General features: G+C 44.6%; 13 protein-coding genes. 1 reads left to right on the plus strand and 12 read right to left on the minus strand.

Annotation, left to right across the window (positions count from 1 at the left end; translation table 11 throughout):
- Positions 1 to 12 precede the first annotated feature (12 nt).
- The 4 genes from DESME_RS13810 to DESME_RS13825 form a co-directional block, all read right to left on the minus strand.
- The gene (locus DESME_RS13810; protein WP_006718030.1) at positions 13 to 1,830 is read right to left on the minus strand and encodes an O-antigen ligase family protein; all 1,818 of its coding nucleotides are present in this window, start codon (positions 1,828 to 1,830) and stop codon (positions 13 to 15) included.
- 225 nt (positions 1,831 to 2,055) lie between these two features.
- Positions 2,056 to 4,905, minus strand: coding sequence for a cell wall-binding repeat-containing protein (locus tag DESME_RS15480; RefSeq protein ID WP_006718029.1), 2,850 nt, complete (start codon positions 4,903 to 4,905; stop codon positions 2,056 to 2,058).
- A 442-nt stretch (positions 4,906 to 5,347) separates the two neighbouring features.
- Positions 5,348 to 6,946 (minus strand): N-acetylmuramoyl-L-alanine amidase, encoded by a 1,599-nt coding sequence (locus DESME_RS13820; protein ID WP_006718028.1) that lies wholly within the window; start codon positions 6,944 to 6,946, stop codon positions 5,348 to 5,350.
- Positions 6,947 to 7,040: 94 nt separating this feature from the next.
- On the minus strand, positions 7,041 to 9,608 hold the full coding sequence (locus DESME_RS13825; RefSeq protein WP_025248826.1) for a S8 family serine peptidase: 2,568 nt from the start codon (positions 9,606 to 9,608) through the stop codon (positions 7,041 to 7,043).
- Between the two features lie 124 nt (positions 9,609 to 9,732).
- Here DESME_RS13825 and DESME_RS13830 point away from each other — a divergent pair, with 124 nt between their 5' ends.
- Positions 9,733 to 11,874 (plus strand): cell wall-binding repeat-containing protein, encoded by a 2,142-nt coding sequence (locus DESME_RS13830; protein WP_025248827.1) that lies wholly within the window; start codon positions 9,733 to 9,735, stop codon positions 11,872 to 11,874.
- Between the two features lie 76 nt (positions 11,875 to 11,950).
- Here DESME_RS13830 and dltD (DESME_RS15485) read toward each other — a convergent pair whose 3' ends face one another.
- The 8 genes from dltD (DESME_RS15485) to DESME_RS13865 all read right to left on the minus strand — a co-directional run bounded on the left by dltD (DESME_RS15485) (position 11,951) and on the right by DESME_RS13865 (position 20,282).
- The gene (gene dltD / locus DESME_RS15485; RefSeq protein ID WP_006718025.1) at positions 11,951 to 13,144 is read right to left on the minus strand and encodes a D-alanyl-lipoteichoic acid biosynthesis protein DltD; all 1,194 of its coding nucleotides are present in this window, start codon (positions 13,142 to 13,144) and stop codon (positions 11,951 to 11,953) included.
- A gap of 11 nt (positions 13,145 to 13,155) precedes the next feature.
- Positions 13,156 to 14,415: a D-alanyl-lipoteichoic acid biosynthesis protein DltD gene (dltD, locus tag DESME_RS13840; RefSeq protein ID WP_006718024.1), complete on the minus strand. Its 1,260-nt coding sequence runs from the start codon at positions 14,413 to 14,415 to the stop codon at positions 13,156 to 13,158.
- Positions 14,416 to 14,581: 166 nt separating this feature from the next.
- A complete protein-coding gene (dltB, locus tag DESME_RS13845; protein ID WP_006718023.1) occupies positions 14,582 to 15,763 on the minus strand; it encodes a D-alanyl-lipoteichoic acid biosynthesis protein DltB in 1,182 nt (393 codons plus the stop codon).
- Complete coding sequence (dltA, locus tag DESME_RS13850; RefSeq protein WP_006718022.1) at positions 15,760 to 17,445, minus strand: D-alanine--poly(phosphoribitol) ligase subunit DltA; 1,686 nt, start codon at positions 17,443 to 17,445, stop codon at positions 15,760 to 15,762. The genes dltB and dltA overlap by 4 nt, the downstream gene beginning before the upstream one ends.
- A 242-nt stretch (positions 17,446 to 17,687) precedes the next feature.
- Positions 17,688 to 17,915, minus strand: coding sequence for a teichoic acid D-Ala incorporation-associated protein DltX (locus tag DESME_RS16460; protein WP_427846176.1), 228 nt, complete (start codon positions 17,913 to 17,915; stop codon positions 17,688 to 17,690).
- On the minus strand, positions 17,818 to 19,032 hold the full coding sequence (dltD, locus tag DESME_RS13855; protein WP_025248828.1) for a D-alanyl-lipoteichoic acid biosynthesis protein DltD: 1,215 nt from the start codon (positions 19,030 to 19,032) through the stop codon (positions 17,818 to 17,820). The genes DESME_RS16460 and dltD (DESME_RS13855) overlap by 98 nt, the downstream gene beginning before the upstream one ends.
- The gene (gene dltC / locus DESME_RS13860; RefSeq protein WP_006718019.1) at positions 19,029 to 19,268 is read right to left on the minus strand and encodes a D-alanine--poly(phosphoribitol) ligase subunit DltC; all 240 of its coding nucleotides are present in this window, start codon (positions 19,266 to 19,268) and stop codon (positions 19,029 to 19,031) included. The genes dltD (DESME_RS13855) and dltC overlap by 4 nt, the downstream gene beginning before the upstream one ends.
- 339 nt (positions 19,269 to 19,607) lie before the next feature.
- Positions 19,608 to 20,282: a sugar transferase gene (locus tag DESME_RS13865; RefSeq protein WP_006718017.1), complete on the minus strand. Its 675-nt coding sequence runs from the start codon at positions 20,280 to 20,282 to the stop codon at positions 19,608 to 19,610.
- Between the last annotated feature and the right edge of the window lie 82 nt (positions 20,283 to 20,364).

Below are 20,364 nucleotides of genomic sequence, written 5' to 3' on the forward strand. Positions count from 1 at the left end.
ACAATGTTGTATTTATTGTTTCTTATCACATTGTTTAATAACATTACGATTGATTGAAATACCTAAGCCAAGTAAAATCCAGAAGACAGGAGAAACCGAAACTACACTATCATTAAAGAAACCTGTAACTAAATATCCATATATTCCGAAGAATATACCAAACCCCAAAATTGTGATAAACACATTTGATCTGCGCCTAAAATAGGCCTTAACGCTTGTAGTCGTATACATTGCAATAAGAACAAGAAACGAAATAAGCGATAAAACTCCTGTGTTAATTGCCATTTGTAAGTATAAGTTATGAGGTTTATCTACAATTTGCCACATATCATTACTATACGCATACATTTTTCCTTTAAAATCATACTGAGGAAAATAGATTGCAAAAGTATCCGGACCATGACCAATGAACAACGTATCCTTCAATAACGGAATTGATCTAGACCATATGTATCCTCTTGAGGAACCAATAAGTTCCATTCCATTGAAACCCCAGCTCTGAATCGGCTTAAGTTCAACAATTTGCCCTTTATTATCCAGAATCTTTATTTCAGCTCCAATTAGCCCAAAATTCAACTTAATGGGGCCCTTGATTACTTGTACAATTCTTGTTTCCTTTTGTTTTGTTGTTATAATGGTGTAATCTTTATATCTACTATCCTGTAGTTGGATTTTACCGTTGTTATCAATATTCAAGTTTAATGGCTTTTCATCAGAATCAAAGAATTTAAGGCCCTCCTTGTCGTAGACTAGTGTTAAAGTCTCACTGTCCGTTTCAACAATAGCCTTGTTTTCACTAACTCTTAAATTCTTTAGAGGTACATTATAATTATCATCACCCTTAGAATTACTAGAAAAGACTAATTTGACATCTTGGTACAATGTTCCGATTCGTTTTTCTATTACGCGTCCAGATACAAAATTCAAACCGATAAGGCAAATAAATAGTATTATAACAAATCCAACCACTAATTTCCGATGTGCAAAAATATCACGATATGAAAAAGATAACATTAACACGATAGCTACGGCTAATCCTACTAGTCCGGCCCTAGATCCCGAAGCGAACAGAGTTACTACCATCAACATGCTAACAAGAGCAGAAGTCCATTTATATACCTTGTTTTTTGTTAAAAATGCAATGGCAAGTGTAATTGGAATTATCAGTGCGCCAAAACTTCCATAATAATCGTAATGGTACAAAGTTGAATAAACTGCATGGTCACCAAGTGAAAATTTTAATTTTCCTAGATTATCAATATATTGACTTGGTAAAATTAAATGGCCGCCTATAGTTGAACGCCAAAAGTCTAACCCAAAATACTGAAATAGTCCAATTATGCCAACTACTGTTGAAGTAAATGTCAGAGCGTAAAAAAACTGTTTAGCTTGGCGTTCTTTAATATCTGTTAAAATCAAAACTGTACAAATTATTAGATATCCTAGAAGGACATACATTCCTTCATAGCGATCTGGAAAACCTTGCAGGGCAATCTCTTTATGTTCAGAAAGCATACTTGATAAAGTAATAAGCAAACCGTAAGCTGCCAGTGGAATAAGTATGTAATACTTTGGTATGCCTTCAGCTTTTAAAAAAACTCTATCTACAAAGTATAGTATAAGTGCTGAACAAGAAAGAAGAATCAGAAAAATACTTTTATAATATGAAAAGAAATCTAAATTTTCAGAATCTCCAGTCCAATAATTGAATAAATCTCCCGTAAGTGGCACTACTTTTAGATGCACAATTAGTGGCACAATCATTAGAACCAAAATAACAGGCCAAAGGTATTGTGGCATTTTTTCAAATTTTGTTGCAAGTTGCTTCAACTCTACTCCTCCCAAACTCATTTAAACAGTAAAATATATCTTTTGTTATTATAGCACTACAAACTAATCTGTTCATGTGCAATTTAGTAATTTCTTAGTTCTAACTAGCATTTTATGAATACCCATGTATATAATATTCGGCTTGAGAATCTAGAGAATTTAGTGATTTTAAATATTAAATTAAAAAAAGAGGGCGGTTTAAACCGCCCTCCCTATTATTAGCAATTACAGAGTTTTTTCTGTAACACTAATAACAGTACCTTCTGTTAAGGTGTTGTGGAGTGTAGAAGCATCTTTAGTGCCCATCGTAGTATCAGTTTGATCAGCTGCTTTCACAACTTCAACAGATACAGCTTGAGACATGTTAATCGTGCTTGCTAGAGTGAGAACTACATTTTTGTCGGTTCCGTTAACTGAGATAGAAGCAACATCAATCTTAACACCATTTACAGTAACCTTGAAATCATCTTTGTCAGAAGCACTGATAATTTCATTAAAGGTTAATTTGATGGTTTGAGTTGTAGTATCCGAGAGTGTAGAAATTACAAATTTACCAGATGATAATACTGGTTTAATGTTATCTGTAAGAGATACTAACATAGTTTTTTGAGTACCATCACTGTTTTTGATTACATTACCACTGTCAGTGGTAATTGCAGTACTGAAAGCAAGAAGCTTGTTAGTATTATTGTCAATCGTGCCTGCAGGGAACTTAATCACAACAGATTGCTTGGAAGCATCAGTGAAATATGCAGTTGCGCTAGTAGGAAGTGGCATTCCATCTAATTGATAATTATTGATGTCAGCTGCAATAGCAGACATCGTAGTATTGTAGTTAATTTGAAGGAGATCAGCACTTCCACTCGTGGAGGCTGAAGTAGTTATAGTACCTGTGTAAGCTGTACCAGCACTGTTTGAAACGACAACAGTTGTATTCAACGCAAGGTTACCATTTCCAACAGTATCTTTGACTGTACTGCTAGCTAGGCTAACATTGTACGTTCCATCAGATAATGAATTTGAAAGAACAATGTTCAATGCCTTGGTACCCGTAGTTGTAGAACTAGTTGTATTTTGAAGCACACCATCTTTAACAACAGTGATTTTTGATGCATCATAGCTGAAAGCACCCAAATCTTCGTTGAAGCGTACTACTAGGGTATTAGTACCAGAAATAGTATTTACCGCAGAAGATACAATCGCAGGACCAGTAGTATCTTTTGTCAGCGTAATTGTTGCATCATATTCCGCGCCATAGAGATTTGAACCATCATGATAATTTTTCACAGCTACATTTAAAGTAGTTGATGTGGCATTTGTGTCATAAAGCGAAACATCAGATGTTCCATCTACGTATACGGTATAAAGTGACTTATCTGAGGAATCTTGGCTAAAGCTCGTAGTAGTAATCGTAGCATTACCTTTTTTAACTACAAAGTTGCTCGTTGTAAGTGTGGCGGTATCAATTGCTTCGCTAAATTGAACTTTAAAAGAATTACCACCATCAGCAACAACACTAACAACTGAAGGAGCGGTCGTATCATCCGTTACTGTATAAGTTACAGTTTGAATAGGGCTAACATTGCCAAGCCCAGCCCAGTCCTTTGCGTTGTATACGATTACATTATGGGTTCCAGTTTTTAGAGCATCAGCGGAAACGGTGACATCAGCAGTTGTAGCTCCAGCAGTAGTGCTAGGGGTAACAGTGGTAGCTTCTTGAACTCCATCGACTTTTACAGTCATTGAGCCTTGAACGGCTTCGTCAAATGTCAAGCGAAGTTTTCCGCTTTTCACTGCTGCAGATTGAAGTACAGGCGCAGTTGTGTCATTAAACAAGTGCCACGAATCCGTATACTTTGTCATTGGAGCAAAATTGCTATCAAGGACACCGTCAACACTAACCTTGTATGATTGACCATTGTAGAAGTTACCTGTCAGCGGAATAGTAACACTAGTCAAGTCATCAGAAGTTTCCCATGTGCTAGTATCTGAATTAAGTGTAATTGACGAGCCTGTTGTGACTTTGAAGGTAAAGTTATTGTATGTTTTTAAGGAGTCCTTATTAGCAGCCTTATTAAAGGTCACCTTAAGGTCTTTACCATCAATCGCAGTTACAGATTGAACAGCTAAAGTAGCAGGTGCTACATAAGCAACACTATTTTTAACTGCATCAGAAACTACACTAGTTCCGCCAAGAGCAACAGTTGTGCTGTCTGGAGCCATTTTGCCACCCAAAGCAGCTGCGGCTTTAACAGTCGTTCCGTCAGTCAAAGCAATTGGAGATTGGGTTTGGCCAGCAAGTACAGAAGCAACGAGAGCATCTACAAGAGTCTCACCGTTTGCTACATAGACTGTGCCATACTCATAAGCGAGTTGTGCAAGAACTTTTTGATTGGTTTCATAGCGGTCAGCACCGTAAATACGGGTTGCAAGAGCTACGTCTTTAACAAGAGTAGGTCCGCCAAGAACATAAGTTGTTCCAACAGCAGCTTGACCATCAGGAATGCTACCATCTGGGTTAGCAACTACGATAGCGTAGTTGTTTGCAGCTGCGAAAGAAGCAGCAGACATTGCATCAGCAGTAGCATTGTAACCCACTACGAAGGTTCCTTTAGGAGCCGTCAACTTAGCGTTGATCAATTTTGTAGTTTCGGTACGATCAGCACCTTGGATTTTTTCAACTGTGAAACCAGCAGCTGTTAACTCGTCAACAACAGCTGTGCTAGCAGCAGCACCAACAACATAGACTGTCTTAACGCCGAGCTTAGAAAGTTCAGCTTTAACATCGTCGTTCATGTTAGCTTTGTCTGTTAACATAATTGGAGCTTTTTCTTGTGCAGCCAAAGGAGCTGCAGCAAGAGCGTCAACAAGATTGTCCTCGTTCCCAGCTGCGATTACAGCGGAGGTAGCAGTAGTGAATGCTTTTTCAGCAACTGCGATTGAAGTAAGATATCTGTCTGCACCCGCAATTCGAGTTGCATCTGTAGTTGTTGCTCCAAATACACTTAGTGGAGCCATGGAGAGTACCATACCAGCGATAGCTAGGGAGGCTATGGCTTTTTTCGTCTTTCTCATGTAGTAAATTTCTCCTCTCTTATTATGGTGAATACCATTCTGTCTTGGGAGTTTCAGGCTACTTGTGCACTTTTTAATTTTAAAGGCCAATTTTATGTACCTGACTCCTCACCTAGTTGCACGATGCTTGGTTGGCCTTCACCCCCTTATTGTAAGCCGCAAATCTTTAGACATTGCGCAATATCTAAAGGCATCCCACCCCTTTTACGGAGGCGTCCCCCCTAAGAGACATATTTGCCTCACGGGTGGCCTACCCTTTAGAACGCATATAATGAGAAACCTATAATAGGTTCTACATTCGTTATAAATATTCTGTGCGGGAATCAATATTCCTGCAAGTTCCGAAAAAATTTTTCAGATTTTTTAAGAACTCTTATTTCTAACGATGCTAAATGTAATTTTACCGAAAAACCACCAAGATTACTAGACCCTTAAGAAATTCTTAATAACCTTGATAAGCGAGTATTCCGCTATAGATTCCTTCGGCCGCTTTCTTTTGGAAATCAGCAGAACTGAGAAGCTTCTCCTCAGTCGGATTTGAGATGAATCCAAGTTCAACCAAAACCGCGGGCATGCTCGTATTTTTAATAACATAGAAGTTGGCACTCTTAACATTCCGATTATATAACCCGAGCTTTTTAACCACCTCTTGCTGAATATCCGCTCCTAAGGCGCTTGATTGACTGGCGACTGGGCTGTCTACCGAATAATAGGTCGTGGTTCCTCCAGCGTCTGGATTGCTGAACGAATCATTATGAATACTGACGTATAAATCGGCCTTATTCTGATTGGCCATATTGACGCGAGCCTTCAAATCATTGATTTCGGTATAATCGCCCCCCGCTGGAGATACATCCGATGAGCGCGTCAGGATCACATTAGCCCCAGAGGATCGGAGCAAATCCGCTAAGTCAAGTCCAACCGGCAAGGTGTTATTCTTCTCATAGGTTCCGCTTGGTCCGATAGCCCCTGTATCAGGTCCCCCATGGCCAGGATCGACGATAATCGTCTTCCCTGCTAAGAGGGTGGGCGGTAGAATCGTCCCCGCAACCATCTCTTGAACTTGGGTTGAAAGAACGCCAGTGCCTCCTACGAGGATGACCCAGAGCCGATCTCCCCCCGTTGCATTAATCATCGCTGAATAGGTTACGCCCGATAAGCTATCCTTCTGGGCCATAAACAGCGGTGTATTTTGTTTCGCAGCGAGCGCTCCCGCCACTAAGGCATCGGGAAAATCTTCTCCTGTAACCAAATACGCTTTAGGTATTCCACTTGTGGGGGTCTTGGATAAATTTTCTTGAGAAAACCAATAAACACGAGATGCCGTCTCATAGCGATCTTTTCCATAAAGACGCTGCACTCCGGTTAACCCCTGAGTAATATTCGACGAGACGGCGCCCTCTCCACCCACCACAAGGGTTTCCGTAGCGGCCAACTTCTTCAGTTCGGTTTGAGTCGATTGCGGTAATTGTGACGCTTGAGTCAAAAGAATCGGAGTTTCAGTTGCTCCCGCATACGGACCAATGGCTAAAGCATCGGGGAAGGTGTCCCCATTCGCCAAGATCGCTTGTCCATTTCCGCCTAACCGCTCAGCCACTAAAGCTGCGGTCTCATAGCGGTCCTGACCCCCAATCCGTTCCCACTGAATCCCGGCTTGATCAAGTGCATTTGTGATCGGGGCTCCCATGACTCCTTCACCCCCGAGCAGGATCACGTGATTTGCCCCTAAACGCTGGATTTCCTGGAGTACATTGGAATCCATTTGTTCCGGATAGGTCAAAAGGATGGGCGCATCTAAACGCTTGGATAGAGGAACCGAAACCAGGGAATCGGGGAAGTTATCTGCCCGGGCTAGAAGGACTGTCGAGGCCCCTGTCCAACCATTTTGGGAGATTTTGATGGCGGTTTCAATGCGGTCTGATCCATAAATGCGTGTTGTATCTGCTGTTAAAGGAGATGCACTCACTGGATTTTGCACACCAAGCCAAAACACCAATCCGAGAAACAGTAATGCGCTCCCTTTAACGAGTCGTTGCCACAAAAATATCCCTTCTTTTCTTATTGGATTTTTACACAAGTTCTAAATTTCGACACTACTCTTTATAATCCTGCCCTCATTGCAGAGAACTTTTGAATCACTGTAACATCCTTTGAATTTGGTCAAGAAGTGAATCTGAAACGACACCCTTCCCTCCGAAGGCGAAGACTTTTTTCCCGCTCCACCCTTGTAATACGTTCTGTTCGCCCCCATTCAGTCCTGTTGGAGAGACCAAAACGAGATTCGTACTATTTAATGCGGCAAATACCCCTCCGGTCAAAGCATCCGGGAAATTCTCACCGGTCGCTAGGAAGGTCATCCCCCCTTGAGGTGGAAACGCTTTTAGCACTTGTGCGGCAGTAGCATAGCGATCTTGACCTGCAAGACGAAACGAATTAGGGAGCAACTCGAACGTGTGTGTTGAAATCACCCCTTTTCCCCCTACCACGACTGTCCCCGTCACGGCAAGCTGTCTTAAGAGTTGATCTGTTTCTTGAGGTAAATCATTGACCGCTGTTAAAAGAATCGGGACTCCGTATTGGGCTGCGATCGAAGACATTGAAATGGCATCGGGAAAATTATCCCCATTCACCACGACGGCCTCTCCTGTCATCCCCAGTTCATTGGCAATTTGCTGGGCTGTAGCATAACGATTCGCTCCGCCCAACCGCCGGACACTGTACTGGCTCTGAAGTTCTGTTTCGATTTCAGCAGAAACGGCTCCGGTCCCCCCCAAAAGAAGGATCTGTTGAGGGTTCAGTCGTTGAATTTCCGTCAAGACACTTTCCGGTAAGGTTGTTGAATTCGTCAGTAAAATCGGGGCATGTTTTTTATACGCTAGGGGTGCACCGGCTAAAGCATCAGGAAAATCTTCCGCTCGCGCCAGGAGAACTGTATCTGCGCCGTCTGGAAATCCAACTTGAGAAATCTGAAGCGCCGTTTCAATCCGGTCTGCCCCGGCCAATCGAGTTACTTGGGGAAGTAAAGCCGATCCGAGCTGATAGATCCCCGGCTCTGTGATTCCAACCGTCACTGTACCCGAATTCATGCCTCCTCCCACTTTAAGCCAGCGCGTTCCTGACCAGTGGTATATATAGAGGAAACGATTTGAATCCGGTGCAAAGCTTTCCGGATCGGTTGAGAGGGAAAGTTGGAGGTACTTTTGGACGGGAGGACTTGCTTCCCACGCCAGTTCCAGAGGCTCCCCGACGGGATTGACTCCGGCAGGCAGACTTACTGCCCCTGTGGTTGTATTCATACTCAATTGAATCGTTTGCTTCTGATCTGTTCCGAAGGCTCGTGAAGGAATCTCGACTTGAGCGGAAGTCTGAGTCGGATCTCCCTGGACAATCCCCCCAGCCCAAGAAACTTGAGCCGGTGCAGATAGGATTGCCTTCTCCGCTGCGAACTTGACCGCCCAATACGCATCGACTCGGCCATACCCAAATGAGGAATCTCGACCAACCGGTCCTAAATCTAGCGCTGAATCTTCAAGGTCCTGACGGACCTGACTCGCGGAAAAGTCGGGATGTTGACTCCACACCAATGCGGCCACCCCAGCAACAAAGGGAGAGGCCATCGAGGTCCCATCTGAGGTAGCATAACCTGAGCCATCTTGCCAATAGTCACTCAAAATATCTGTCCCGGGTGCCGCCAAACTCGCATTGGGACCGGTTAAGGAGAACGAGGCTAATTGATCCGCCTTATCCGTTGCGGTAACCGCTAAAACCTGGGGATCGGCGGCTGGAAAAGTGATGGTTTTAAAGTTTGATTGTTCATCCTTATTCCCCCCTGCGGCGATAATTAAGCAGCCCTGATCGTTAGCATACTGGATTGCTTCATATAAGATTTCCGCCTGGGTATCTGTACCGATACTTAAGTTAATAATCTTAGCCCCGTGATTTGCTGCCCAAACAATGCCGTCAGCAATGACATCATCGCTTCCTTCACCGTGACGATCCATCGCTTTTATCGGCATAATTTTCGATTGATAGGCTACACCGATGATTCCGCTTCCATCCCGCTCCGCGCCGACAATTCCTGCAACATGCGTACCATGTCCGTTATTATCCTGAGTCGCCGTCAGTCCCGTCTGCCCGGTGATCGCATTGTAACCGGGAACGAGGTTGCCCTGAAGATCCGGGTGCCCGACATCGACACCGGTATCGATGATGGCCACGATTATTCCATCCCCTGTTGCTCCTAAATCCCAGGCTTTCGGCACCTGTGCTTGAGTCAGCCCCCATTGTTGAGAATAATAGGGATCCGTTACCGCTGTAGACGCTACCGAAGATGATATTTTCATCTGCTGACTGGGGCTGACACTTAATACATCCGGTATCGCTTTAAGCTTAGTCATGACTTCCTCTATTCGACTGGGCTCAAGCGCAAGCGTTATATACTGTAGGGGACCTTTGCGAGCAAGTTCGGCTTGAACCGATTGGGCAATGGCCTCAGGTGATGTCCCCGGGCTCAGCTTGACAATAAGGCGTCCTTCCGGGCCTTGGATTTGTCCCTCGGCGTCTAATAAGCTTGGATTCACCAGAGTCTTCTCTGAATCTGAAGTTTGTAAAGATACCTGTGCTGCTGTAGAGCCGGGGACACTTCCGAAAAGAAGGATTAAGGACAATCCCAACCCTAGCCCTTTATTTAACATCTTAAACATCATTGCTTGCTCCTCACTCTACCTACTCAACGGTCCACACCGAAATCCTCTCTAGACTTCGCTACCGACAGGGTTTTTTCCTTTTCGACACAGGAAATCCTCCAGATTTCGCGAATAGTTACCAATGAACATTTTCGAAGGAGCTGATGATGCTACCGTGTTGAAATTTAAAACAGGTTTCCGTAAAAAAGTCGTCTTAACCTTAGTTACCTCGCTGACAACCTTAACTCTTTTTTTCTCAAACTGGATTGTTCCCCCTTCTGTCCTAGCCGGATCCACTCCTTCTCAAACCTCACGCCTCGCAGGGAGCACACGCTTTGAAACGACGCTTGAAATTTCCAAAACAGGTTGGACTCAAGCTTCAACCGTGATCTTAGCCCGCGGCGATGATTACCCGGATGCCTTAGCCGGAGCCGTGCTCGCCAATAGTCCGCAAGCCAAAGGACCTCTTCTCTTAACAGATTCTGCGTCGCTGTCTGAGGGCGTTCTTGCGGAAATCCAACGTCTTGGCGCGAATAAGGTCTACCTCCTCGGAGGAACAGGTGCCGTTTCCCCGGCGGTTGAAGCCACGCTAAAAGCTCAAAACCTTACGGTCGAGCGTTTAAGCGGCGAAGATCGCTATCAAACGGCAGCTGCTATCGCTTTGAAAGCTGTTCCTCAAGCCACTCAGGCTTACCTTGCCTCGGGTAATTCCTTTGCCGATGCGTTAAGTATTTCTTCCTACGCCGCGAACAAAAACATACCGCTTCTGTTAAGTGAACAGAAAACGGTTCCCGAAGTGACATTGAATGCCTTAAAAACTCTCGGTGTGACGAACGTGGCTCTCATTGGAGGAGAGGGAGTCCTTGAGCCTTCTGTGGAAGACACTTTAAAAGCTCAAGGAATCAGCGTAACCCGCATGTCCGGTGTTGATCGCTATGCAACAAACCTTGATGTACTCAATAAGTTGACTTATGATCGTTCGAGTATCTATGTGGCTACCGGGGAAGACTTCCCCGATGCGCTAGCGGGCGCTGTTTTAGCCGCTAAGCAGAACAATCCCATTCTCCTGGTCCCGAAAAATGCGGAAGACCTCAGTTCTAATTCGGTGAGCTATCTCAGTGCTCAACGGACCAGCGGAGCTTCCTTTACGCTGCTTGGAGGATTAGGTGTGATTTCTTCTGGCCTGGAAAGCCTTGTCCGTACAGGCTCACAACAGTCCCGAATCTCTCTGCAATATCTGCAAGCCTATGGCAGTGGTTCTAATCCTGCAAAAGCGCTCTATGACAATTATGTAGAAGAGATCAACAGCATCCCCGGAAATGCAACCGATTCCGTCGATTGGCTCGCTCCGAACTGGTATCGCATCAATACCATTCCCGACGGGCAATCCGCTGCAGACGGTTCCTTTAGTGGGCCTTGGGCAACAGCGAATGAATTCTATGCTCCGCTCACAGTCAAAGCAGCCCATGATCGAGGACTGAAAGTTCTCCCCAGTGTTACAGCCGATTATAATAGTAAGGGCCAAGCCGCTTTGGATTCCATCCTTGCAAGCTCGGCTACCCGACAAAATCTCATTCAAAATATTAACCAAATGCTCCAAACGACAAATGGCGACGGCGTAGTCATTGACTTCGAATACATCAGTGATGCTTCCGGGCCAAACCTTACTCAGTTCATGAAAGAGCTCTACGCTTCTCTTCATTCGCAAAATAAACTCGTCGTCGAAGCTGTAAACGCTCGTACTTCACCTACCGACTGGAACCAAGAATACAATTACCATGATCTTGCGCAATATGTGGATTATCTCAATATCATGACGTATGACTACAGCACAACTTCACCCGGTCCGATTGCCCCGCTTAGTTGGGTTAAATCGGTCTTAAACTTCACCCAGAGCCAAGGTGTGGACATGAACAAAGTCTTGCTTGGCATCCCTTACTATGGACGAAATTGGTATCCGCTTGCTACCTCAACTCCTGAAAAGCCCCTCTATGACCAAGATGCAGTGAGTCTCACGGGGGCCCGCAACCTGAGTGCTAAGTATAACGCGTCGCTGCAGCGCGAAACGTCGCCAACTGATCCGGTCGGAATCCCCACTTTCACGTATACGGATGAAAACCAAGTCGCCCACACCGTGTATTATGATGACATCCAGAGTTTGAGCGCTAAGCTTGACCTGCTTGATGAGTATCACCTCGGTGGAGCTGCTGCCTGGTCACTCTTTTGGGTAGACACCGATAGCGCAAAAGAGATTTACCCGCTGTTACAGCAACATTTAAGGTAAAGAAGACATACGAAACGAAACCGCCACCGACTTATCACCCGATAAGTCGGCGGCGGTTCTTTATGTTAAGTTTGTTTCACTCATGGACATACTGATTGATCACCTTGTCCACCTCGGCCCACCCTTTTGTACCGATGTGCCACATATCCTGCATAAAGTAAGGTTCATATTCCTGAGAGGAAAAATCGGCAATCTCAAACCCTTTAGCTTGAATCATCGACCGCATCCGCTGATAATAGTCCTGCCGTTCTTGAGGGGAAAAACCAGCATAATCTGCCCACAGACCGTTCGCTGGGATCAGAACAAAAAGCGGTTTCACTCCTTTTTGCTGGAGCACTCTCAACATTAAATCAAAATCGTCATACTCCTTTGAAGGATATAGCTTAAGAATGGACCAAGCCTTTTTAGTTTCCGGTTTTGTCGTCTTCTCATAAAGCGAATCCAAGATATTCAATTTATTTGAGATCAGGGCTTTTCCGCGTTGCTCCGATTTCTTGATCACGGTATTCCAAGGCTGGTTCGCTATTTCCGGGGAAACGGGAATACTGGGGTGCTCTTTCACAACATTAAGGAGATAACGGATCTTCAAAGCATCTTGCACCTCGAGAGCTGCACATTCAATTTCAGCTTGTGGCCAATAGGCAATGCGCTTTATTTGAGAGAACATTCCGGGGGCTTTGTAGGCTTGAAGATATTGTTCTAAGAAAGGATCATCTTGAAGCACCTGAGGGATGTCCAGAATCCGCTGCGCAATTTCTCGTTTCAGCTCAGCGGGAAGACTTGGGCTCAACATCGTCTGATAGATATGGAGTGGCGAGGAGTTCATGGCCAATCGATCATTCTCTAAGCCATGACGCTCAGCAAACCAGTCCGGCGAAAAGGTAAAAACCATCTTTCGTCCCTGCAAATGATCTTGACCCGCGAGGTTAAGAATGTTGACAAGAGACTGGACTGAGCCACGCCCAATGATGAAGGGCTTGAACCCTTCATCACGCTGATTAAAAAGAGTTGAGGGATTAAATTCAAATCCAGTCCCTAACTCAGATGAACCATAGAAAGGCAAAACCTCAGGGGTTGCCAAAGCCTTGGCTTGGAGAACATTACCCAGCATGACTTCATCATAAGCCCGCCTCCCCACCGCTTCAATCGTCCCAGGATGATTAAGCCAGAGCTGATTACAAACATATTCCGTTAGGGGTTTCATCCCAACTAGGGTTAACCCAAAAAGCAGGAATCCGAGCAAAATCGGCCCAAAGCGCCGGATAAACATCATACATCTCCTCACTTACTCTGATAAAACTGATATAGTGTCTGATCAACATCGAGCCAGCCCCTCCACGCCAGGTGCCAGGGATCCCGAAGATAGTAGTCATCCTTTTCATGGGCAGAGTAATCAGCTAGGGTAAATCCTTGCGCCTGAATCATCTGAGCTATTTTTTGATAACAAACTTGACGTACCGTCGTTGGAATTCCAGTATAATCCGACCAGCGGCCATTCATCGGAAGGATCACGAACAGGGGTTGCGCTCCCTCTTGCTTTAAAACGTCCAGCAAAAGTTGTAAATCCCCATACTCCGGAGATGAAACGTATTCTGCATCTTTACTGGAGTCCTTTTGAGCTTGAAGATTAGGAAGAATATTTTTGGTAAAAAATCCATTATCCATTTCAAACGGATTATTGTTTGTTGAATTTTTCGCTTGCTCAGTTGCTTGCGCCCGTAATTCATCCCACTGAGGTTCCGTCTGTACAGCTGTCGAAGTGGTAGCATAATGCGCTACGGTCTCGGTGGGTAGCTGGTTGATGTACCAATTTGTTTTTGACGCATCTTGCAATGCCAGAGCGGCATATTCAGTTTGGGCAGGGAGAGCATAGAGAATTCTCAAAAGCTGAGAACTCAAACCCGATTGCCCTTGAAGGAGGAGCATTTTCTTGAGGTAAGGGAAATCTTGATAAGCCTTCGTAAATTGGAGGAATCGCTGTGCGACTTCGGTCTTTAATTTCCCAGAAAGCGCAGGATTCTTTAGAATCTCATACCCATGCAAGGCTGAAAAATTCCCCGCAAAGGTATCCTCAGAAATCCCGCCCGGTCCATACCATTGAGGCGTCAGAAAAATCGCCAGCTTCTTGCCGCGCACTTCTTCACCCAAGGCTGCTACATTTAAGAGCTGAATAAGGGTCTGAGCTCCCCCCTTACCCACGAGAAACGGTGTAACCCCCGTCTCTGGGGTTAAAACATTGGCCGGATGATAATCAATAATCATCGACATTTCGGAGGACCCATAAAGGGGTAAGATGCGCGGATTCTCAAACGCCTGTTTTTGTACGATCGAGCCTTGGAAGATTTGAGATTTAGGGGTAATTCCCATGGTCGCAACGGTTCCTGATTTCAAAACAAAGGTATCTACCCAGAATTCGCTGAGAAAAGGCAAGGCATAGATTGTCCCTATGAATAGGCCTATAGCCATTAACAAGGCAAAAAACGGGGTTTTCAAGAACTTTAGCCTTGGCCCTAAAGGCACATATAAAAGCTTTACGCTCATCGTAGTTTCCTCGCTTGACATTATCTTCATAAATTCTAAGATCTTAAAAATGATCTCAACACAAGTTTGTTCGACAAAATTCTCGAATTTCCTTCGTGAGACAAAGAAAAACCCAAGGTTTTATCCTAAGCCAAAGCTTAAGTATCCCTTGGGTTCCATTAGAGATCTAAAAGAGTCTCCCCGAAAAGATCAGGAAGCCGAAGAAAACAAAATGCGCGGTAACCACAATAGCTAAGCTATCCCAAGCCCAACCTTTTCCCCAAACGTTCCGGGTTTTGTTTTTCCGTTCCAGCCAATCATAGCCAATCATCAAGAGCGCATGATAAAGGCCATACACAATGTAATGGAGCTCCGTTCCATGCCAAATTCCCATGATCCCAAAAAGCAAGAGATTTCCAACATAGGCGGTAGTGTATTTATTCTTGAAGCGCTTTTTCTTCGCTGAATCTAAGACAAAACGCATATAGATATAATCCCGGAACCAAGAAGATAACGAAATATGCCAGCGATTCCAGAAGTCTTTAATATTCTTCGATATAAACGGCTTGTTAAAGTTTTCAGGAGTCTGGATGCCGAGGATATAACTCACCCCAACGGCAAACGCACTATACCCAGCAAAATCGAAGAAGAGATAAAAGCTATAGACATACATGTATTGAAGCGTCGCAGTCCACGTAAAATCCGTGCTCAAACGGATGAGTCCATACTTATTGATCAAATAAGCAATAACAAATTTATAGAGAAACCCACGAAAGATATGATCGATTCCCTCCGCGAGATTCTCCCCATACTCCTTACGGGTGAGTTTTTTCTCCAAGTCTCCAAGAAAACGCCGGTAACGATCAATCGGACCAGAAGCCAACGTCGGGAAAAAGAGGACATAGGAAAGAAAATCGATGAACTTCACGTCCTTGATTAGCCCATCCCGAATCTCAATCACGGTCCCCACCGTACGGAAGGTCACATAGGAAATTCCCAAAAAGCCAAGCGGGGATTGCCAGATTCCGAGAGCATTGACGTAAGGATTAAGTTTAACGAGCGCTAGCGGCAAAATCGCCGCAAGGAGTGCAAAATGATAAACCCGTTTCAGAGTTTCCTGTTGTTTTCCCCGCTCACTTTGTTTAAGTCGTAAAAAGAAATAAACGATCAGATAGGCCCAGAGAAAAAAAACGGTCACTTGAAATAAAGCGGCGATCGGTCGATAGATTACGCCGACCATAAACAGGGTTGAAAAAATCAGCCAAAGGGAACGGATTCGTCCCGATACCCCCAAGAATCCAAGCAAAACCGCGGGAGCAAGAGGAACAAGCATCCAGATAAAAAACGTAAAATTCTCATAGGGTGTCATCGTGCCCCTCCTCCCAGCGCCCGACGGTCAACCTTACCGTTTGGCGTCATAGGCATCGTCTCTAGAAACGTAAAGCGCCGTGGAAGCATATAATCAGGCAAGGTCTTATGTAGCTCTTCTCTGAGATGCTGAGACATCTGAAACGATTCTTTAACGGGTTCTGAGGTGGTGATAAAAGCATGAAGATAATCCACTTTACCCCGGCGCTCTATGGGCAGAACAACCGCATTCTCCACTCCGGGAACTTTACGTAAATTCTCTTCGATATCTCCCAGCTCGATCCGGTAGCCATGAAGTTTGACTTGGAAATCAAGGCGTCCGAAGAAGAAAAGCATCCCCTCTTCCAAGATCCCGGCATCTCCGGTTCGGTAAGCCTGCCATTCCTTGCCCTGATCATCACACCACGTGAAAAAGGACTTCTGTGTCTGCTCAGGCCGATTTAAATAGCCGACACTGACATTCGGGCCTGCGATCACGATTTCTCCCCGCGTGCCCTCAGGCAGGGACTGAGGAGGGCAAGAAAGCCTGCGGAGACTTTCAACGATGTCTTGCTGCTGTCCCTCTTGAGCCTTCGTTATCTGTTCCTCCTGGGTGAACGCTTCATTTAAAGCCTCTGTATCGCAGATTAGGATTTGGGCATCCCGTTTGACCCTTCCAACTGGGAGTGGATTATACCGCTCTAGGACTTCTGGCGTAATCGTGATTGTCGTTACCGCCACGGTCGCTTCTGTGGGGCCGTACAGATTCTCAACGAGAGCTTGTGGGAAACGTTCCCGCAGCTTTGAAGCCGTGTCATTGGATAGCACTTCGCCACAGAACAGAAAGCGTTTTATATTCGGTAACAACTCTTGGTTAAAACTTTTATCCATTAGACAAATATCTGCAAAGGACGGGGTCGAAACCCAAAAGCTCACGTTCGAACGCGCAAAGGACTCAAAGAGTTCTCGTGCATTGGCTATTTGTTGTTTGTCAATGCTCCAGAGTGTTCCGCCGTTACTCAAGGACATATACAGATCCATGACCGATAAATCAAACGAAAAAGGGGCTTGATTAAGAAAGACTTCCTTCATCTTTTCCGGGCCATAGGTTGGATTCACCCAGTTGAGGTAGCTTTCCAAAGCCTTAAGCGTAATTTGAACCCCTTTTGGCTTCCCCGTACTCCCGGACGTGAAAATGATGTAGTAAACCTCGTCTTCGCTGACACGCCAATCAGGATCTGGGGTTTGACCGAGATAGGGCGCAAGAAAATTAGACGAACATCCAGTTTCAGTATGATCTTTTGTGTTTAGCTGGGCCTTAAAATTTTCCTGTATTGTTACCCCTGCAGGCTTTAACTCTTCCGGAACACGTTGAGGAGATAAGAGCAGCGATGTCCCCGAAGCCTCAAGAATTTGCCGCACTCTTTCCAAAGGTACCGAGGTATCCACAGGCACATAAGCATGTCCCGCTTTAGCACACGCCAAAAAGGCCACAAGCATTTCATTCTCTTTATGGCCATAAACGACGATCGGAGCTTTATTGACCGAATCCACTTTATCCCCTTCAAGCGCTTCATGTAGCCAGAGGGCTAAGGCATCCGAATTCGTTTTCAAATCTGAGTAAGTAAGAGATTGTTCCCGATATTGGTGAGCCACCCGTTCTGGACAAGTCAAGGCCCATTGATCAATTACTTCTATTAGCATATATTTAACCTCTTTTATTAGAGTAAGTTAAGTTTGGGTCATGTAGCCCCTCGCACATCCGTTCACTTAGCGCTCCGGGGCTGGCACACTTGCTTCCATAGCAGCTTCGCCAAACCTCAGGGTAATACCTGAAGTGAACCAAGTGGCTACGCTACGCTATGAAAGCGTCGTGCGCCACAGCGCCCCTCCGTGCAAATCGTTCACTACTGTGCGAGGGGCTACGCTTACAGGTCTTTAGTAGCTTAAAAAGCGTTATAAATATAGGGGGCTGGGGTGTGTTCTTTTTGAACAAAGTAGAGGAAGAAAAGGGCCATAAAAATGGCATAGTAGTAAAATACGCGTCCCCACCAAACGAGCGTAGGGTTCCATCCTTTAGGACCTTTCATGATAGAACTGATCCATTGCTTGATCAACTGCGACCCATCCTTTCCAGCCAAGATGCATGATATCCTGAAGAAAATAGCGGTCATATTCGTGTTGGGAAAAATCCGCAACTTCAAATCCATTGTGTTGACTCATTTCCCTTATCCGGGTGTAATAGGCCGTTCTTTCTTGAGTTAAAAAACCTATATAATCATACCAAAATCCATTGACAGGAACAATAACGAACAGCGCCTTTGCCTCTTGTTCTTTTAAAACCTTCATCAAAAGCTGGAGATCTTGATATTCGGGTGAGGGATTGAGCTTCGCTCCCTTTTCCGAGCCGAAGCTTTGAGCCAACTCAGGCTCAATATACTTTTTATAATACGAATCGACGATCCCCCATGAATTACTTTTCGTGGATTCAAGCCCTCTTTTTTGGGCATTTTCCCTGAGTTGTACCCAATCTAAAGTTTGAGGAGGGAGACTCACCGCATTTCTAGCAATAGCCTCTCGGTTCACTAAAGGAACAAAGGTTGCCACCTTGTATAGATCCTGGACTTCCAAACGCCACTTATCAATCCGTCCAACCCCAATCATCAGAAAGGATCGTATAGCATTCGGGGTTTCTTGCTGACTGTAGAGAACTAGGTTATTTTTGAGGATAGGGTATTTTTTGAGAACCTCAGGAAACTCCAACAAACGGTGACTCAATTCCTGTTTGATTTGTTCCGAAAGATTCGGATCGTAGAGAATCTGATAGGCTTGAAGCGGAGAAAAGTTCTGATCCAAGTAGGACGTCGCTATTCCCCCTGTCACAAACCACTGAGGCGAAAGAATAACCACCACTTTTTTATCGTGTAATGTTTCACCTTGAGCTGCCAAACTCAAGACATGAACAAGGCTCTGACTCCCCCCTCTCCCCAGGAGAAAAGGAACGAACCCCGTCGGTTTAGCGTCGAAGAGCTTGGAGGGGTGAAACTCTGACTCGGCTGAAAACTCTGATGAGCCATACACGGGTAGAATATCGGGCGCGATCAGAGCTTTCTCTTGAAATAGAAGTCCTTGAAAAGCAACAGGCGTTTGCGAGGAAGCAATTGCTTGTAAAACACCTGACTTAAACGCAAAACGATCCAGAAGTATACGACCGATAGGAACGATCGACCCCAGTGTTAATGTGAATAAAACAAGTGATAAGCCAATTGCCACCCAACGCCTCTTTATCATTGGCCTGAGCGCTTCTCAAGATATGTAATAATCATATTCGGAGTGGCCCACTCTTCCCGTGTGACCTCAGTCGGGGCTATCTCAATATTTAATTCTTCCTGAATCGCCACAAAAAGCTGAATGATCCCAAAGGAATCCAATAATCCTGTGCTAAAAAGCTGGATATCTGAATTCTTCTGAATCTCATCCGTTCCACAGATTTCAGTTAACGTTTCCAAAATTTTTTCCCGAATCATGATTATTCCTCCAAAATTAAATCTATATTAATCAAAACACTAAATAAAGTTCTCTATTTCCTACGCGATTCCTCTTTATTTATCCTCTTTATAGCTATATTGTGTCATTTTTTAGGTCTTCTCAATCAACCTTTTTGTGAGGGTCCAAATTAGATAAACGTTTCAATCCGGATCACCTCTACAATATTAGTATCAAATATGTTCTTATAATTTCATTTTCTATACCTATAGTAGTATAACGACACTATATTCTCAATATATACCATATAAAATAGAGGGTCAGGACATCGTTTCAGAAATGATGTACCCGGCCCCCTACAATAAGAACAATAAGAATGATTAATAAGCTCCTTTGCCCGTTAAAACAACGAAAAAGGTCTTGACCAGAATCTTAAGATCAAACCAAAAGCTCCAACGCTGAACATACTCAAGATCGTATGCCATCGTTTCCCCGACTGTTAATTCACTGCGCCCATTCACCTGAGCTAAACCCGTCACCCCAGGCATCACTTCTAAGCGCTGATGTTGCTCTGCTGTATAAAGCTTTACGAGCTCAGGCACTTCCGGTCGAGGGCCAACAAGGCTCATATTTCCCTTTAAAATATTCAGCAGCTGAGGCAATTCATCCAAACTGAGCTTCCGTAAGAAACGACCACTCGGTGTAATCCGTGGATCATCCTTGTCCTGAAAAACGAAGTTCTCCAAATCCTTGACCTCCGCTAACTTCACCTTCATCATCTCGTCCGCATTCGTCACCATCGTTCGAAATTTATAGATCGTATACGTTTCTCCGTGTAAGCCCACCCGGACTTGTTTGAATACTACCGGTCCAGGTGAATCGATCCGAATCCAAAGCGCGATTAAAAGCCAGAACGGAGAAATCAAAATCAGCAGGACAAGAGATATCAACAGATCCAGCCCTCGCTTTGCCGCTAGCTGCCACCGTGGATAAGACTTCCAGACCTCTTTATGCTCCTCATGAACATTCTTACGTGCTGCCGAATTCTGGCTCATTCTTTCACATCCTCAAATCATTGTGTACGCAATATTATGTCTTTATGTTTATTCCGCGGTAATTATGTAGGTTATGTTGTGT

The sequence above is a fragment of the Desulfitobacterium metallireducens DSM 15288 genome (genome assembly GCF_000231405.2).
GTDB classification, from domain to species: domain Bacteria; phylum Bacillota; class Desulfitobacteriia; order Desulfitobacteriales; family Desulfitobacteriaceae; genus Desulfitobacterium_A; species Desulfitobacterium_A metallireducens.